Annotated in this window: 12 protein-coding genes and 1 pseudogene; 6 read left to right on the plus strand and 7 right to left on the minus strand. The window is 69.5% G+C overall.

Going from position 1 to position 16,483, the window contains the following annotated elements; genetic code table 11:
- Positions 1-57 precede the first annotated feature (57 nt).
- From M2437_RS21510 to ileS, 4 genes are all read right to left on the minus strand, one after another.
- Complete coding sequence (locus M2437_RS21510) at positions 58-1,440, minus strand: M16 family metallopeptidase (RefSeq protein WP_253388641.1); 1,383 nt, start codon at positions 1,438-1,440, stop codon at positions 58-60.
- 192 nt (positions 1,441-1,632) lie between these two features.
- Positions 1,633-2,325, minus strand: coding sequence for a hypothetical protein (locus tag M2437_RS21515; RefSeq protein WP_012253766.1), 693 nt, complete (start codon positions 2,323-2,325; stop codon positions 1,633-1,635).
- A 162-nt stretch (positions 2,326-2,487) separates the two neighbouring features.
- A complete protein-coding gene (lspA, locus tag M2437_RS21520) occupies positions 2,488-3,003 on the minus strand; it encodes a signal peptidase II (RefSeq protein WP_253388642.1) in 516 nt (171 codons plus the stop codon).
- Positions 3,000-5,975, minus strand: a complete 2,976-nt coding sequence (ileS, locus tag M2437_RS21525) for an isoleucine--tRNA ligase (RefSeq protein ID WP_253388643.1) — start codon at positions 5,973-5,975, stop codon at positions 3,000-3,002. The genes lspA and ileS overlap by 4 nt, the downstream gene beginning before the upstream one ends.
- Before the next feature lie 482 nt (positions 5,976-6,457).
- Between ileS and M2437_RS21530 the strand changes: the two genes are divergently transcribed.
- From M2437_RS21530 to thrS, 3 genes and pseudogenes are all read left to right on the plus strand, one after another.
- The gene (locus tag M2437_RS21530) at positions 6,458-7,855 is read left to right on the plus strand and encodes a dicarboxylate/amino acid:cation symporter (protein ID WP_253388644.1); all 1,398 of its coding nucleotides are present in this window, start codon (positions 6,458-6,460) and stop codon (positions 7,853-7,855) included.
- Positions 7,815-8,786, plus strand: a pseudogene (locus M2437_RS21535) (ROK family protein); the annotation flags it as partial. The gene M2437_RS21530 and the pseudogene M2437_RS21535, both read left to right, overlap by 41 nt.
- Before the next feature lie 1,089 nt (positions 8,787-9,875).
- Positions 9,876-11,903 carry a threonine--tRNA ligase gene (gene thrS, locus M2437_RS21540; protein WP_253388647.1) on the plus strand — a complete coding sequence of 676 codons (2,028 nt, stop codon included), beginning with the start codon at positions 9,876-9,878 and terminating at the stop codon, positions 11,901-11,903.
- Between the two features lie 30 nt (positions 11,904-11,933).
- On the opposite strand, the gene M2437_RS21545 is transcribed toward thrS, so the two are convergent.
- The gene (locus tag M2437_RS21545) at positions 11,934-13,328 is read right to left on the minus strand and encodes an aminotransferase-like domain-containing protein (protein ID WP_003599153.1); all 1,395 of its coding nucleotides are present in this window, start codon (positions 13,326-13,328) and stop codon (positions 11,934-11,936) included.
- 126 nt (positions 13,329-13,454) lie between these two features.
- On the opposite strand from M2437_RS21545, the gene M2437_RS21550 reads away from it, so the two are divergent.
- On the plus strand, positions 13,455-13,586 hold the full coding sequence (locus M2437_RS21550) for a hypothetical protein (RefSeq protein ID WP_003599152.1): 132 nt from the start codon (positions 13,455-13,457) through the stop codon (positions 13,584-13,586).
- A 204-nt stretch (positions 13,587-13,790) separates the two neighbouring features.
- Here M2437_RS21550 and M2437_RS21555 read toward each other — a convergent pair whose 3' ends face one another.
- Both M2437_RS21555 and M2437_RS21560 read right to left on the minus strand, forming a co-directional pair.
- A complete protein-coding gene (locus tag M2437_RS21555) occupies positions 13,791-14,183 on the minus strand; it encodes a hypothetical protein (protein ID WP_135297099.1) in 393 nt (130 codons plus the stop codon).
- A 5-nt stretch (positions 14,184-14,188) separates the two neighbouring features.
- Entirely contained in the window at positions 14,189-15,109 is a 921-nt protein-coding gene (locus tag M2437_RS21560; protein WP_253388648.1) for an RgsD C-terminal domain-containing protein, read from the minus strand.
- 156 nt (positions 15,110-15,265) lie between these two features.
- On the opposite strand from M2437_RS21560, the gene M2437_RS21565 reads away from it, so the two are divergent.
- Both M2437_RS21565 and M2437_RS21570 read left to right on the plus strand, forming a co-directional pair.
- On the plus strand, positions 15,266-15,853 hold the full coding sequence (locus tag M2437_RS21565; RefSeq protein WP_253388649.1) for a nitroreductase family protein: 588 nt from the start codon (positions 15,266-15,268) through the stop codon (positions 15,851-15,853).
- A gap of 10 nt (positions 15,854-15,863) precedes the next feature.
- Positions 15,864-16,469, plus strand: coding sequence for a flavin reductase family protein (locus M2437_RS21570; protein WP_012253755.1), 606 nt, complete (start codon positions 15,864-15,866; stop codon positions 16,467-16,469).
- Positions 16,470-16,483: the final 14 nt, after the last annotated feature.

Consider the following 16,483-nt stretch of genomic DNA (forward strand, 5'->3'; position numbering starts at 1 on the left):
TGCGTCTTTTCGCAAACGGCGCCGCCATCGAGGGCGGCGCGAAGAATCAGAGCCGTCTCAGGCGATCGCCACGTCCGGGTCATGCGCCTTGGTCAGGTAGCCGGTCACCGAGCGGGCGGGCACGAGATAGCGGGCGGCGACCGCGACGAGCCGGTCATGGGTGACCGCTTCGATCTCGACCGGCCAGCGGCGCACCTCCTCGACGGTCTCGCCGATGGCGAGCGCCGAGCCGTAGATGCGCGCGAGCGAGCTCTGCGAATCGGAGGAATAGACCGTCTCGGCCATGAGCCGGATCTTGGCCCGCTCGATCGCCTCCGCGCCGAGCGCCTCGGGGACGCGGCGCAGCACGCGATCGATATGCTCTTCCAGGGCCTCCAGGGTCACACCCTCGGCCGGCACGGCGTAGACGGCAAAGCGCGTGTCATCCATCGCCGAGCCCATGTACCAAGCGCCGGCATTCACCGCGACGCCCATCTCCAGCACCAGCTTGCGGTAGAGGAACGAGGTCGAGCCGCCGCCGACGACCTCGGCGAGCAGTTCGAGGGCGTAGCCCTCGCCGTCGCGGGCGGTCATGCAGGAGGGGGTGAGGTAGAGGCGCTGCAGCGTCGGCTGCTCGACCTTCGGGTCGGCCACCGCGATCCGGCGCATTGCCCGCGGCTCCGGTTCGCGCGGGCGGGTGCGCAGCGGCCGCGCGCCCTGCGGCGTCACCCGGCCGTAGGTATCCTCGGCCAGACGCCGCACCTCGTCCGGCGTCACGTCGCCGGCCACCACGAGGATCGCGTTCTCGGGGGTGTAGAAGCGCTTGTAGTAGTCGATGGCGTGGGTGCGGTTCAGCTCCTCGATCTCGTGCATCCAGCCGATGATCGGGATGCCGTAGGGATGGTGCACGAACAGCGAGGCGGACATCGCCTCGGAGAGCTGCGCCGACGGATCGGTCTCGACCCGCATCCGGCGCTCCTCCAGCACCACGTCGCGCTCGGGCGCCACCACGGCGTCGTCGAGCACGAGGCCGCTCATCCGGTCGGCCTCGAAGGCCATCATCGTCGAGAGGTGGTCGCGGGCGACGCGCTGGAAATAGGCGGTGTAGTCGTAGCTGGTGAAGGCGTTCTCCTGGCCGCCGAGCGACGAGACCGCCTTCGAGAAGGCGCCGGCCGGGTGCCGCTCGGTGCCCTTGAACATCAGGTGTTCGAGGAAGTGGGCGATACCGGACTGGCGGATCGGATCATCGGCCGAGCCGTTGCGGTACCAGACCATGTGCGTGGCGACCGGCGCCCGGTGATCGGGCACCACCACCACGTCGAGCCCGTTATCGAGCACGAAGGCGGAGACCTCCGGGCCGCCCGCCTCGGAGCGCCCGAACGGGGCGGCGTCCACACGGCCGGCGTGATTCAGGCCTCGCTGCGGTCCCACGGGCGCGATGGCCTTCCGGTAGAGGTGCATCCCACTTTCCTTATGCGGGGGCTCTTCCGCCCTCCGCGCTTTCCGTCCCAAAGAATCCCGGCATTGTCCCGTGATCGGTCGCCGGTGGCAAATCCCATACCGCGCGGCGTGTCCGCGCGGTGACAGTCCCTCCGGATGCCGGGAGCCTTCGCCAACCCGCCGAGATCGACGAAACCGGGCGGAGGTCCGCTCTCAGCGACCGGACGAGTTTCTCATATAGGCACGCGGGTCAGCCTCTTCACGGTCGCTGATCGGACCACCCACAGGGCCACCCTGCGGTTTGGCGACCTTGATCGGCGCCTTGCGATAGCCGGTGGGCGGATCGGTCAGCGTATCGCGGTCGGGCTCGACCAGCGACGGCTCGGTCTTGTCGGTCGTGCCCTTGAGCAATTCGAACGGGTTCAGCCAAGTCGAATCGCGGGTGTCGCCCTGGCCGGGAGCGTTCGCCGGCCCGGTGAGCGCCCCGGCGCCCGAGCGGCGGCCGGCCTCCATCTCGTAGACCGAGAGCGTCTCGTTGTTGTCGTTCATGCGGCCTTGCGCGCCGCGCACGATTGGCTTCTTCGCCTCGATGGCAGCGCGCTCGCGCTGGACCACCTCCGGATCCTTGGGCCAAGCCGGATCGGCCTGGCGAGCCCGGGGCGGGGGCAGGCCAGCGGTCAGATCCTCCTTACCGCCGAGCTTGGGCGGCATCGCCAGCGGTGCGCGCTCGCGATAGGTGATGGCGGGACGGTCCGGCTCGATCAGGCCGAGATTGCTCAGCGTGTCGCGCATGAATTCGCCCTCGGCGCGGGCCGCGCCGACGGCGAGGCCGGGCAGCAGGGCTGCGCCCAAAGCTAGAGGACGGATCGATCCGAAAGCCCGCGAGACGTTGCGCCGCCCGTTCATGCCGATTTCCCCAAGGCTACGGACCGGCCCCGCCCGCTTTTGATCCGGGACGGTCAGCCGGACATCACTTCATCGTGAAGCGCGTCGAGCCCACGCAAACCGAGGTGAGCCGGGTTTCAGGCGAAGGTATGGCACCTTGACGCGGCTGGGGCGCGCCTGACCTCAAGCTTGGGGACGGCCGCCATTCCCGGCGACGTCCGTGCTCGGGGCGCGTGGGGCCGGCCGCAGGCTGTCGAGGATCAACCCGACGACACCCGCGACGATGGCCGCATCCGCCACGTTGAACACGTACCAGGACCACGTTCCCGCGTGCAGGTGAACGAAGTCGAACACCGCCCCGTAGGCCGCCCGGTCGATGGCGTTGCCGAGCGCGCCGCCGACGATGAGGCCGAGCGCCACCGCGAGCAGCCGCGAGCCGGCCCGGCGCATCCACACCGACAGGCCGATCGCAGCGGCGAGCGAGACCGCGACGAGCAGCCAGCGCCCGAGCCCGCCCTCCTGCTGGAACAGACCGTAGGAGACACCCCGGTTCCAGACCACGACGAAGTCCGCGAACGGCGCCAGCCGCCAGGGCTGCGTCATCACGAGGTCGGTGCCGAAATAGAGCCAGAGCTTGGAGGCCTGATCGAGGACCAGCGTGGCCAGCAACGCGATCAGGCCGGAGCGGAAGGCGGTCACGCCGCCTCCGGATGGGCGGCGTCCCACTCCCGCAGGGCCCGCGCGTCGCGGGGCGTCACCTCGGGATAATCGGGATCGCTGCCGACCTCAGGCGTGACCCGCCAGGAGCGGGCACATTTGATACCCTCGGCCCGCTCGGGCACCACGGCCACACCCTTCACCTCGTCGAGACGGAAGGCGTCGGCCGGGCCCTCACCGGCGCGGACGGTGATCGCCGAGGTGATGCAGGTATCGGCAAAGTCCACGCCGTCGAGCGCGCCGAGCAGATCGGAATCCGACACGTAGACGGTCGGCGCCGCCTCAAGGCTGGCACCGATGCGCTTGGCCGCGCGCTCGATCTCGAGCGCGCCGGTGACGACGCGGCGGACCTTGCGGATCTTCTGCCAGCGCGCGGCGAGCGCGTCGTCGCGCCACACGGCGGGCGTCTCCGGCAGGGTCTGGAGATGCACCGAGCCGTCCTGCGACGGGTAGCGGTCGAGCCACGCCTCTTCCGCCGTGAAGGCGAGAACCGGCGCGAGCCAGATCACGACCCGGCGGAACGCCTCGTCGATGACCTGAAGCGCGGCGCGGCGGGTCACCGAGGAGATCGGATCGCAGTAGAGCGCGTCCTTGCGCACGTCGAAGTAGAAGGCCGAGAGGTCGCCGGTCATGAAGCCGTTGAGCAGCGCGACGATCCGCTTGGTGTCGAAGGCCGCGTAGGCGTCGCGGATCTCGCCGTCGAGCTGCGCCAGGCGATGCAGGATGAAGCGCTCCAGCTCCGGCATCTCGGTGAACGGCACGTCGTCGCCGGGCACCCGGTGAGCGAGCGAGCCGAGCATCCAGCGGAGTGAGTTGCGCAGCTTGCGGTAGGTCTCGGCGAAGGTTTTGACGATCTCCGGTCCGATGCGCAGATCGTCGGAATAATCGGCGGCCGCGACCCACAGGCGCAGGATGTCGGCGCCGGATTCCTTGATGACGTTCTGCGGCGCGACGACGTTGCCGCGCGACTTCGACATCTTCTCGCCCTTGGCATCGAGAACGAAGCCGTGGGTCAGCACCACGTCGTAGGGCGCGTGCCCCCGCGTGCCGCAGGATTCGAGCAGCGAGGACTGGAACCAGCCGCGATGCTGGTCGGAGCCTTCGAGATACATCACCGTATCGGGCCCGCCATCGACCGCGCGGCGGATGCCGGCGAGGCCGGGGAAGGCTTGCGCGTCGTCCAGCACGAAGGCGTGGGTCGAGCCGGAATCGAACCACACGTCGAGGACGTCGGTCACCTTCTCATAGTTCGTCGGATCGTAATCGGGCGCGAGGAAGCGCTCGGTGGCGCCCTCCGCGAACCACGCATCCGCGCCCTCGGCGGCGAAAGCCTCGGCGATGCGTGCGTTAACCCGCTCGTCGCGCAACACCTTCCCGGTCTCGCGCTCGACGAAGACGGTGATCGGCACGCCCCAGGCGCGCTGACGCGAGACCACCCAATCGGGCCGGCCCGCGACCATGCCGTTGATGCGGTTTCTGCCCTGCGGCGGCACCCACTGCGTCTGCTCGATGGCGTGAAGCGCCGTCTCGCGCAGGGTGCGGTTGCCGAGCGAATCCACCGGCCAATCCATGGCGATGAACCATTGCGGCGTGTTGCGGAACAGCACCGGCTTCTTCGAGCGCCAGGAATGCGGGTACTGGTGGCGCAGCACCCCGCGGGCGACCAGCGCACCGACCTCGGTGAGCGCAGCGATCAGCGCCTTGTTGGCGTCGCCCTTGTCGCCCTTGGCGGTGAAGACGAAGCGGCCGGTGAAGCCCGGCGCCTCCTCGGTCAGCATGCCATCGGCATCGACGGTGTAGGGGATGCGGGTGTCGATGCCGGCTTCCGTGAGGCGGCGGCCATTGGCCATCCAGACCTCGAAATCCTCGCGGCCGTGGCTCGGCGCCGTGTGGACGAAGCCGGTGCCGGCCTCGTCGGTGACGTGCTCGCCCTCCAGCAATGGCACCGCGAAGCCGTAGCCGGAATCGAAGGCGTGAAGCGGATGCGACAGGGTGAGCCCGGCCAGGCTCGCCGCCGGCACATCGGCCACGCGCTCGAACGCCTCAACGCGGGCGGCCTTGAACACGCCCTCGGCGAGCGCGTCGGCAAGGACATAGGTGTCGCCGACCTTCGCCCAGTTGTCCTCGGCCGCTTGCGTGACGCGGTAGAGCCCGTAGGCGACGCGCTTCGAATAGGCGACGGCGCGGTTGGCCGGCAGCGTCCAGGGCGTGGTCGTCCAGATCACGACGCGAGCGTTCGCCAGTTCGGCCGGCGCCCCTTCGCGGATCGGAAAGGCCACGAACACCGTGTCGCTGACATGCTCCTCGTACTCGACCTCGGCCTCGGCAAGCGCGGTCTTCTCCACCACCGACCACATCACCGGCTTCGAGCCGCGATAGAGCTGGCCGGAGGCGGCGAACTTCATCAGCTCGGCGGCGATGCGCGCCTCGGCCGGGTAGGCCATGGTCGAGTAGGGATGATCCCAGTCGCCGGTGACGCCGAGGCGCTTGAACTCGTCGCGCTGGATGTTGAGCCACTCGGCGGCGAAGGCGCGGCATTGCTGGCGGAATTCCAGCACCGGCACCTCGTCCTTGTTCTTGCCCTTGGCGCGGTACTGCTCCTCGATCTTCCACTCGATCGGCAGGCCGTGGCAGTCCCAGCCCGGAACGTAGTTCGCATCGCGGCCGAGCGCGCCCTGCGAGCGGACGACGACGTCCTTCAGGATCTTGTTGAGCGCGTGCCCGATATGGATGTTGCCGTTGGCGTAGGGCGGGCCATCATGCAGCACGAAGCGCGGGCGGCCCTTCGCGGCGGCGCGGATCTTTTCGTAGAGGCCGATGTCTTTCCAGCGCTCCAGCAGGAGCGGCTCGCGGGTGGGCAGCCCCGCGCGCATCGGAAAATCGGTCTTCGGCAGGAACAGGGTCCGCGAATAGTCGCGGGCGGCCACGGGGGCGGCGTCGGTCTGGTCGCTCATGGCGGGGTTCGGCAGGGCTTTCGTCGCGGGGACGGTCGAAGAGAAACGGGCGGACGCGCTTCACCCGGCATCCGGCGCGGCCGCTGAACGCGGCGCCTACGCGGAGGCCGGGCCCGTAATTCGCGGCGGAAAGCGGATGAGGCCGAACATGGAGCGCTTCTAGAGCGCCCGCCCGCCAAGGGGAAGCCGCTTCGTCGCGAGGACCGAGGACAAAGCGGAGGGCCGGCCCCGATGCAGCGGGCCGGCATCGGACAGAAGACGGCTTGCACCGGCCCCGCTTCCTTGCCATCAGCCCGGCCCGAACGTCGCCCCGGCGGTCGTGATGCGATGCGCGGCCAAAATACGCGGCTAGGTCGAAAGACTCATTAGTTACAAACGCCGCGCCGACTACCGAGGTGCGATTGAGCACCGCGATCAAACGGAATAGCGTCCGCCCAAAGCCGCCCGGGCGTGGCCGCGCAACACGGTATCGGTGAGGAAACATGGCCCATTCCGCAACGCCTGATGCGGGCGCCCCCGGTACATCCGGCGCGCACACTCCCTGGTACCGGGTGCTCTATATCCAGGTGCTGATCGCCATCGTGCTCGGCGTGCTGCTCGGCTGGCTCCAGCCGGAATGGGGCAAGTCGCTCAAATGGCTCGGCGACGGCTTCATCGCGCTGATCAAGATGCTGATCGCGCCGATCATCTTCTGTACCATCGTCCACGGCATCGCCTCGATCGGCGACCTGAAGAAGGTCGGCCGCGTCGGCCTCAAGGCCCTGATCTACTTCGAGGTCGTCTCCTCCCTCGCGCTCCTCATCGGCATCATCGTCGGCGAGGTGGTTCAGCCGGGCGCGGGCTTCGGCGCCGACGTGTCGAAGCTCGATGCCAAGGCGGTCGAGGGCTACGCCAGCAAGGCGGCGGCGGATTCGACGGTCGCCCACCTCCTCGGCATCATTCCCAAAAGCTTCTTCGACGCCTTCGCCACGGGCGACCTGCTGCAGGTGCTGCTGATCTCGGTGCTGACCGGCGTCGTGCTCACCGGCATGGGCAAGAAGGGCGAGAGCATCACCCACGGCATCGATGCGGCGGGTCAGGTGTTCTTCCGCATCATCGGCCTCATCGTGAAGCTCGCGCCGATCGGCGCCTTCGGCGCCATGGCCTTCACGGTGGGCCAGTACGGCATCGGCAAGGTCATCGACCTCGCTTGGCTGGTGGGCACCTTCTACACCACCTCGCTGCTGTTCATCTTCGTCGTGCTCGGCGGCATCGCGGCCTTCGCCGGCTTCTCGATCATCAAGTTCCTCGCCTACATCAAGGACGAGCTGCTGATCGTGCTCGGCACCTCCTCCTCCGAGACCGTGCTGCCGCACATGATGACCAAGATGAAGCGCCTCGGCGCCTCGGACTCGGTCGTCGGCCTCGTGATCCCGACGGGCTACTCGTTCAACCTCGACGGCACCAACATCTACATGACGCTCACCACGCTGTTCCTGGCGCAGGCGGTGGGTGCCGACCTCTCGGTCGGGCAGTACGCGACGATCTTCCTCGTTGCGATGCTGACCTCGAAGGGCGCCTCGGGCGTCACCGGCGCGGGCTTCATCACGCTGGCCGCGACGCTGGCCGCCATCCCCGGCGCACCGGTGCCGGTGGCGGCGATGACGCTGGTGCTCGGCGTCGACAAGTTCATGTCGGAATGCCGTGCGCTCACCAACCTCATCGGCAACGGTGTCGCCACCATCGTCGTCTCCCGCTGGGAGGGCGAGCTCGACAGGAAGAAGCTCGCCGAGGTGATGGCGCATCCGGTCGCGATCGGCACCGAGATCTCCGACGAGGGGCCGGAAGGCCCCGGCGAGGATGAGCCCGCCACCGCTCCGAAGGTCGTGGCGGCGCAGTAAGTCCGCTTTGGCCTCCGACCGATTGCGGATCGGGATCGATCTCGGCGGCACCAAGATCGCCGGGATCGCGCTCGACGCCAACGGGGCGACGCGCGCCGAGACCCGCGTGCCGACCCCGCGGGGCGACTATGCCGGCACCCTCGACGCCATCGCCGATGTCGTCGCCGCTTTGGAACGGCAGGCCGGCGCGCAACAGTCCGGCGTGACGGAGGCGAGCGTGGGCGTCGGCATGCCCGGCGCGGTCTCCCGCGCCACCGGCCTGATCAAGAACGCCAACTCGGTCTGGCTGAACGGCCGTCCGTTCGTGGGGGATCTCGCTGCCCGGCTTGGCCGCCCGGTGCGGGTCGAGAACGACGCCAACTGCCTCGCCGTCTCGGAGGCGGTGGACGGTGCCGGCGCGGGCGAGACTCTCGTCTGGGCGATCATCCTCGGCACCGGCGTCGGTTCGGGCATCGCGGTTCGGGGACAGGCGCTGACGGGCCGCAACGCCATCGCCGGGGAATGGGGTCACAACCCGCTCCCCCAGCCCCGCGACGACGAGCGCCCCGGTCCCGCCTGCTATTGCGGCCGCCACGGCTGCATCGAGACGTGGCTCTCCGGTCCCGGCCTCGCCGCAGATTTTTTCCGATGTACGGGCCAGACTCTGACCGGCGAGGCGATCGTCGCCCAAGCACAGGCCGGGGATGCGGACGCCGCCGCGGCGATGACCCGCTACCGCGACCGCCTCGGCCGCGGCATCGCCCACGTGGTCAACATCCTCGACCCCGACGTGATCGTGCTCGGCGGCGGCCTCTCGCGGGTCGAGGGCCTCGTCGCCGCCTTGCCGGGGACAATCGCGCTGCACGTCTTCTCCGACCGCTTCGACACGCCGATGCGGGCGAGCCGGCACGGCGACGCCTCCGGCGTGCGCGGAGCCGCATGGCTCTGGGGGCGCCGGATGATCGGTTGGCTCCGCCGCTTGTTCGGGCAGGAGCGCCCGCCCCCGCGCCCCGTGCCAGCCTGGGAACAGGAACCACCGCCGCCCGTGCCCGCCTGGGAGCCGAAACCGCAGCCACCGCAACAGCGCAGCGAGGCGGAAATCGACGCCGTCGAGGCGGCCCTGAACGACTTGATCGCGGCCGGCCTCCGGCTTGGGGCCCATTACGAAGGGATGGATCGGCACGCGGTCGCGCGAGCGATGGCGGAACATCCCGAATTCGCCGTCGGCGACGGCAACGAGACCCTGCCGCTGACCGAGCACAGCTCGGACGCGCTGTCGATCGGCATCCTGTGGAGCTATCGCGCCCTCGCCGACGCGATCGAGGACGAATTCGCGAACGCGGCGATCTTCGAAGATCACTGCTACGACGGCGCCGACGAGGACACCTATCGCGCGCTGTTCGCCCGGCTGATCGATCTCGCCGGGGCCTGGACCGGCCGCGGCGTCACCGTCTCCCGCGTGCCGGGACTCGGGCCCTACGGGCACGGCTTCCGCGTCGCGTTCGAGACGCAGCCGCCGATCCCGCCCCTCACCTTCCCGGCCGACAAGAACTTCGACTGGAGCCTGCTCGAACGGCTCGACGCGTGCCGGCCGGCGGTTGAGACACGCCGGTTCCGGGTCGCCGCCGATGGCGGGGCGGGGCTGGTGCTGTTCCTCGATGACACCGAGGCGCGGGCGATCGCTGCACGCCTCGGCTGGGGGCCGGACGATCTCTGAAGGGCTCCGTTCGGGTCGGTTGTCTGGCAAGCTCCCCGCTCCTCATGCTGAGGCGCCGAGCGAAAGCTCGGCCTCGAAGCACCCCGGAACGGTCGATCCTGAGGGACACGTCTGCCGGGACAGGCGTTGCGGCGTGCTTCGAGGCCGCTGCGCGGCGCCTCAGCATGAGGAGCGGCGCGGATGCCAAACGCACTCCGTCAAAATGGCTCTGTCGGCTGCTGTTGTCTCTTGGTGTGGTGAGTCAGCATTGACTTCACCCGCCCGCCTTCCGAAAACCCGCCGTCCCCTCCGCGGGGCGTCATCGACGAAAAACACGGTCCCATCATGCCCATCCTGACCTTCCCCGACGGCAACACCCGCGCGTACGACGCCGCGGTGACCGGTCGGACCGTGGTGGAGGGCATCGCCAAGTCGCTCGCCAAGCGCACGGTCGCCATGGCGCTCGACGGCACGGTCTGCGATCTCGACGACACGATCGCGCGCGACGCCGCGATCGAGTTCATCTCGCGCGACGATCCGCGGGCGCTCGAACTGATCCGCCACGACTGCGCGCACGTGCTGGCGGAAGCCGTGCAGGCGCTCTGGCCCGGCACGCAGGTGACGATCGGCCCCGTCATCGAGAACGGCTTCTACTACGACTTCGCCAAGGACGAGCCGTTCACGCCGGAGGACTTCCCGAAGATCGAAGCGAAGATGCGCGAGATCATTTCGCGCGACGCGCCCTTCACGAAGGAAGTCTGGAAGCGTGACGACGTCAAAGCGCTCTTCGCCGAGAAGGGCGAGAGCTACAAGGTCGAGCTGGTCGATGCGATTCCGCCGGGCGAGGATCTGAAGATCTACCGCCAGGGCGAGTGGTTCGACCTCTGCCGCGGCCCGCACATGACCTCGACCGGCAAGGTCGGCGCGGCCTTCAAGCTGATGAAGGTCGCGGGCGCCTATTGGCGGGGCGATTCCAACAACCCGATGCTGACGCGCATCTACGGCACAGCCTGGGCCTCCCAAGCCGATCTCGACGCCTACCTGCACCGGCTGGAGGAGGCCGAGCGCCGCGATCACCGGCGGCTGGGCAAGGAGATGAATCTCTTCCACTTCCAGGAGGAGGGGCCGGGCGTCGTGTTCTGGCACGCCAAGGGCTGGACGATCTTCCAGGAGCTGATCGCCTATATGCGCCGCCGCCTGAAGGGCGACTACGCCGAGGTGAACGCGCCGCAGATCCTCGACAAATCGCTGTGGGAGACCTCCGGCCACTGGGGCTGGTACCGCGAGAACATGTTCGCGGCCCAATCCGCCGGCGAGGAGGCCGAGGACAAGCGCTGGTTCGCCCTGAAGCCGATGAACTGCCCCGGCCACGTGCAGATCTTCAAGCACGGGCTGAAATCCTACCGCGACCTGCCCTTGCGCATGGCCGAGTTCGGCGTCGTCCACCGCTACGAGCCGTCCGGCGCGATGCACGGCCTGATGCGGGTGCGCGGCTTCACCCAGGACGACGCGCATATCTTCTGCACCGAGGACCAGCTCGCCGCCGAGTGCCTGAAGATCAACGACCTGATCCTCTCGACCTACGCCGATTTCGGCTTCGACCAGATCCTGGTGAAGCTCTCGACGCGGCCCGAGAAGCGCGTCGGCTCCGACGCCCTGTGGGACCATGCCGAAGCGGTGATGACCCAGGTGCTGGCGCAGATCGAGGAGCAGTCCGGCGGACGGATCAAGACTGCGGTCAATCCCGGCGAGGGCGCGTTCTACGGGCCGAAATTCGAGTACGTGCTGCGCGATGCCATCGGCCGCGACTGGCAGTGCGGCACCACGCAGGTGGACTTCAACCTGCCAGAGCGGTTCGATGCGAGCTACATCGACGCCGACAGCCAGAAGAAGCCGCCGGTGATGATCCACCGCGCCATCTGCGGCTCGATGGAGCGCTTCACCGGCATCCTGATCGAGCATTTCGCCGGCCACTTCCCGCTCTGGCTCGCGCCGGTGCAGGTGGTGGTGGCCACGATCACCAGCGACGCCGACCCTTACGCCCGCGAGGTCGTCCGCGTTCTGGAACGCGCCGGCCTCCGGGTGGAAGCCGACCTGCGCAACGAGAAGATCAACTACAAGGTCCGCGAGCACTCGCTCGCCAAGGTGCCGGTGCTGCTGGCGCTCGGCCGCCGCGAGGCGGAGGAGCGCACGGTCTCGGTGCGCCGCATGGGAAGCCAGAAGACCACCACGATGGCGCTCGATGCGGCGCTCGCCGCCTTCATCGAGGAGGCGACCTCCCCGGATCGCCGCCGGGCGGACGCCGCCGCGGAGAGCCTCCCGAGCACCGACGCGGTGCTCGACGGCCAGCACGTCGAGCTTCCGGCGCCATAAGACGAACGAGCGGTGGGGCGCAGACGCGCCTCACCCCTCCATCGCCCGCGCGAGTTCGGAAAACACCCGCGGGTCGGCGCATTGCGCCACGTTGAAGCGCATGGCGCCGGCGGCGCCCTGGCTCAGCGAGAACACGTTGCCCGGCGCCAGCACCACGCCGCGGGCGAGAGCCCGGCGGGAAATCTCGGCCGCGTCGAGGCCGTCCGGCAGGCGGGCCCACAGGAACATGCCCCCCGTCGGCACGAAGGGCACGGTGACGCCAACCTCCGCGAGCCGCCGCACCACCGTGCCGCGGGCCTCCGCCAGCCGGGTGCGCATGGCATCGACATGGTGGCGGTAGCTGCCCTCGGCGAGGAAGCGGTGGACGGTGGCCGCGGTGAGGTGGTTGTCGCTGAGCGAGACCGCGAGCTTGAGATCGACGAGGCGCTCGACCCAGTCGCCGCGGATCGCGATCGCGCCGACGCGGGCGCCGGTCGAGATCGTCTTCGAGAAGCCGCCGACATGGATCACCCGGTCGAGCCCGTCGAAGCCGGCGAGCCGCGGGCCCGGCTCCGCCTCGAAATCGGCATAGGCGTCGTCCTCGACGATGAGCGTGCCGTGCATCTCGGCAAGCCGCAGGATGCGGTGGACGGCGACCGGGCTCAGGGTCGCGCCCGTCGGGTTCTGAAGGCCGGAATTGGTGATGTAGAAGCGCGGCCTGTGCTCGATCAGCGCCCCTTCGAAGGCGGCGAGATCCGGCCCGTCCGGCCCGAACGGCACGCCGACCATATTCAGGCGGTGGGCGCGGGCGAGCGCCTGGAACGAGAAGTAGCAGGGATCGTCGAGCAGCACCGTATCGCCGGGCTCGGCGAGGAAGCGGATGATCAGGTCGAGGGCGTGGGTGACCGAATCGGTCAGCACGAGCTGATCGGGATGGGCGCGGATGCCGCGCTCGGTCAGCCGAAGCGCGAGGTGCTGGCGCAAGGGGGCGTGGCCCTGCGGCGTGTCGTAGAACATCACCGCCGCGCTCTGGCGGGCGACCTGGCGCAGCGCCCGGCGCAGCTCGGCTTCCGGCAACCAATCCGGCGGGAGCCAGCCGCAGCCGGGCCTCAGGGAATCCGGCCGCGCCTCGAGCGATTGACGGGTGATCCAGATCGGATCGACTGCCCGGTCGAGCCGCGGCCCGATCGCGGTGAGGCAGAGCGGCTCCGGGCGCGCGGAGACGAAGAAGCCCGAGCCCGGCCGCGAGACGATGGCGCCGCGCGCCGCCAGCCGGTCATAGGCCTCGACCACGGTCGATTTCGAGACCTGCATGCTGTCGGCGAGGCCCCGCACCGAGGGCAACCGCGCGCCGGGGCCGAGCGCCCGGCCCTCGATCCGCGCCTCGATGGCCCGCATCACCGTCTCGACCCGCGAGAGGACCGGTTCCGCGACCGTCACCGTCATGGCTGTCCCTCCGAACTGTACCGGCGCTCGTCCCGGACAGTTCGTTGAAATCGTACCGCAACCGTCCCTGTCGGGAAAGCGGCGGCGCCGTCATATCGGGGCCATCGAACCGACAGGAGACAGACCATGACGTTTTTTGAAGACACCCACGCACAGCATCCCGACGCCCGCGCCTGGATCGGCCGCCGCCTGCGCGATGCCATCGTCCTGGCCGCCGGCGCCCTGCTCGCGCTGCCGCTGATCGTGCCGTTCGCTTGAGATTCTATTCGACTGGTTTTCCCAGGACTTACCTCATCCTGAGGTGCCGCGGAGCGGCCTCGAAGGAGGGCCCCAGGAATCGCAGCGTCTTCTGGAGCCCTCCTTCGAGGCCTCCGCTTCGCTCTGGCACCTCAGGATGAGGGGATTGGCCGGAGGAGCGAATCTGATCCACCAACCGGCTGACCCCATTCGCCGAACAGGCGATCAGCCGGCGGTGCAGTTCGCCTCGAACAGCGCCTTCGCCCGCTCCATGGCCCGGAACGCCGCCATGGAGCCCGGGCTGCGCAGTTCCGGCCCCTCGGGCAGACGTCCGAGGAAGGGTTCGGACAGGTCGGCCACGAACGGCCGGGGCCCGGTATAGGCGCCCATGCGGTTGCGCAGATCGACCGTGCCGCACAAGGCCCCGGCCCGGCCGATCCGAAGGCCGGCGACCTTCGCCTCGGGGTCGCGCATCTGCCGCTCGATCAGGCTCAGCGCGGTCCGCGCCGCCTCCGCCCCGACGCCGGCCTCCGAGCCGTCCACGACGGTCTGGGCGCCCGCCGCACCCGCGCCGGACAGGATCAGGAGGGCCGCGAGGGCGGTCTTGCGCAGGCGCATCGGGCTCAGCTTCCTTTAGCCACCACTTCGATGTCGCGGTCCATGCCGCTCTCCACCTTGAACTCGCGGGTGAAGACCTGGCCGTCGTGGCGGGCGATCAGCACGTAGTCGCCCTCGGCCAGCGTGACGGACGGGAAGGCGCCGATCGCCTCGCGGATGGTATCGCCGCCCGGCGTCAGCACGCTGAAGGCGGTGCCGGCGAAGGCCTCGGAGCCGGGGGCGGCCACGAGCTTCAGGGTCACGGTCGCGGCGCGGTGGTTCATAGTCGCGTCGGTGACCTTCCCGTTCTCGACCCGGAGGTCGGCGCGCTGGATCGCGTTCGAATCGCCGTAGCTCGACACGACGTGGTAGGTGCCCTCGGGCAGACGCACGATCTCGCCGGCCTTGATGCCGCTGCGCACGAGGCGCCCTTCCGAATTCGTCCCGATCGGCACGTAGACCGAGAAGCCGAGTTGGTTGCCCGGAATTTTCTGGTCGCCGACCGCCCCCGACAGCTTGAGCGCGCCCGCGGCCACGCGGAGCTGATCCGTGTTGGCGGTGCCTGCCATGGTAATCCGCTTCGAGGCGCTGGCATAGCCGTAGGTCACGGTGGCGACGTAGGCGCCGGCCGCGAGCTTGAAGGTCGGGGCGGGATCGTTCGACCGGGCGACGATGGCCGGGCGGGTGCCGTCCCCGTTCTCGCCGTAGACGCGCCAGGTCAGGCCGGAGCGGATCGGCCCGTTCGCGCCGACGAAGACCGCCGAGAGCGTGAGGTCCGCCTCGCCCTCCGCCGCGGGCGGCGGCAGCACCGGCCCGGTGACGCCCGGCGAGGGCAGGCCCGGCCCGAACGGCGTCGGCGCTTGCGCGACCGCGGGCGGGATCGCGAGGAGAGCAGCCAGGGCGAAGACCGAGGCGACGATTCTGCAGCCTGCGGACCCGCGTCCCATCGTCCCTCGATCCTTCTGCCCGCGCCGTCCGGGGCCATCTTGGCCCTCGTTGCGCCCTCGATGCACCCGCGCGCTCTTGAAACCCGACCGTGGCGGCGGCATGGCAGTCGGCAAGTGAGTATCACCCATCCTTCAGCCCCCGCACGCGGATTGTCCATGACCGAGATTCGAGACGCCGCGCCGGCCGGCACCCTCGATCTTCTGCGCACCCGCCGCTCGGTGCCGCCGATTCTGCTCGACGGGCCCGGCCCCACGGCGGAGGAGCTCGACGGCTGGCTCGCGATCGCGGCGCGGGTGCCCGATCACGGCAAGCTCAGCCCCTGGCGCTTCCTCGTGATCGAGGGCGAAGCGCGCGAGCGCGTCGGCGCGATCATCGAGCGGACCTTCCTCGCTGACTTCCCCCAAGCCGACGAGAAGCGGCGGGCGCAGGAGCGGCAGCGCCTCGCCCATGCGCCGACGGTGGTGGGTGTCGTCTCCCGCGCCGGGCCGCACGTCAAAATTCCGGAATGGGAGCAGGTGCTGTCGGTGGGCGCCGTCTGCATGAACCTCGTGGTCGCCGCCAACGCCGCGGGCTACGCCACCGCCTGGCTCACCGAGTGGTTCGCCTATGATCGCCGGGTGCTCGATGCCCTCGGCCTCGACCCGGCCGAGCGCATCGCCGGCTTCATCCATATCGGACGCGCCCGTGAGGTGCCCTCCGACCGGCCGCGGCCGGACCTCGCCCAGATCGTCACGCGGCTTTGAGGCTGACCCCATGTATTACGAGGCCGAGACGCCCAGCCTGCCGCACAACCCGCTGAAAGCCATCGTCGCCCCGCGCCCGATCGGCTGGATCAGCGCCATGGACCGGGCGGGACGGGTGAACCTCGCACCCTACTCGTTCTTCAACGCGGTGGGCGGCGAGCCCGACATGGTGATGTTCTCCTCCTCGGGCCGCAAGGACGCGATGACCTTCGCGGAAGAGGGCGGCGAGTTCGTGTGCAGCCTCGCCACCTTCGACCTGCGGGAGGCGGTCAACGCCACCTCGGCGCCGCTGGCACGGGGCGAAAGCGAGTTCGGCTTTGCCGGGCTGACCCCCGCGCCGTCGCGCCGCGTGCGCCCGCCCCGCGTCGCGGAATCGCCCGCGGCGATCGAGTGCAAGTGGCTTCAGACCGTGCCGCTGGTGCCGCTCGGCGGCGGCGAGCCGGCGAATTTCATGGTGATCGGGCAGGTGGTCTCGATTTACGTGGACGACCGCTTCGTGAAGGACGGCCGGGTCGATACCGGCGCCATGCGCCCGATCCTGCGCGGCGGCTATTTCGACTACTTCACCACCGAGTCCGAGAACCGGTTCGAGCTGCGGCGGCCGAAGGCCGGCTGAGGGCGTGGGGTGAG

It is taken from the genome of Methylorubrum pseudosasae, assembly GCF_029504475.1.
Lineage (GTDB): Bacteria > Pseudomonadota > Alphaproteobacteria > Rhizobiales > Beijerinckiaceae > Methylobacterium > Methylobacterium extorquens.

Excerpts from the sequence above, each read along its gene's own strand:
- M2437_RS21510 (WP_253388641.1), bottom strand. The coding sequence starts at position 1,440 with ATGCACCTCTACCGGAAGGCCATCGCGCCCGTGGGACCGCAGCGAGGC.
- M2437_RS21515 (WP_012253766.1), bottom strand. The coding sequence starts at position 2,325 with ATGAACGGGCGGCGCAACGTCTCGCGGGCTTTCGGATCGATCCGTCCT.
- ileS (WP_253388643.1), bottom strand. The coding sequence starts at position 5,975 with ATGAGCGACCAGACCGACGCCGCCCCCGTGGCCGCCCGCGACTATTCG.
- M2437_RS21530 (WP_253388644.1), top strand. The coding sequence starts at position 6,458 with ATGGCCCATTCCGCAACGCCTGATGCGGGCGCCCCCGGTACATCCGGC.
- thrS (WP_253388647.1), top strand. The coding sequence starts at position 9,876 with ATGCCCATCCTGACCTTCCCCGACGGCAACACCCGCGCGTACGACGCC.
- M2437_RS21545 (WP_003599153.1), bottom strand. The coding sequence starts at position 13,328 with ATGACGGTGACGGTCGCGGAACCGGTCCTCTCGCGGGTCGAGACGGTG.
- M2437_RS21550 (WP_003599152.1), top strand. The coding sequence starts at position 13,455 with ATGACGTTTTTTGAAGACACCCACGCACAGCATCCCGACGCCCGCGCC.
- M2437_RS21555 (WP_135297099.1), bottom strand. The coding sequence starts at position 14,183 with ATGCGCCTGCGCAAGACCGCCCTCGCGGCCCTCCTGATCCTGTCCGGC.
- M2437_RS21560 (WP_253388648.1), bottom strand. The coding sequence starts at position 15,109 with ATGGGACGCGGGTCCGCAGGCTGCAGAATCGTCGCCTCGGTCTTCGCC.
- M2437_RS21565 (WP_253388649.1), top strand. The coding sequence starts at position 15,266 with ATGACCGAGATTCGAGACGCCGCGCCGGCCGGCACCCTCGATCTTCTG.
- M2437_RS21570 (WP_012253755.1), top strand. The coding sequence starts at position 15,864 with ATGTATTACGAGGCCGAGACGCCCAGCCTGCCGCACAACCCGCTGAAA.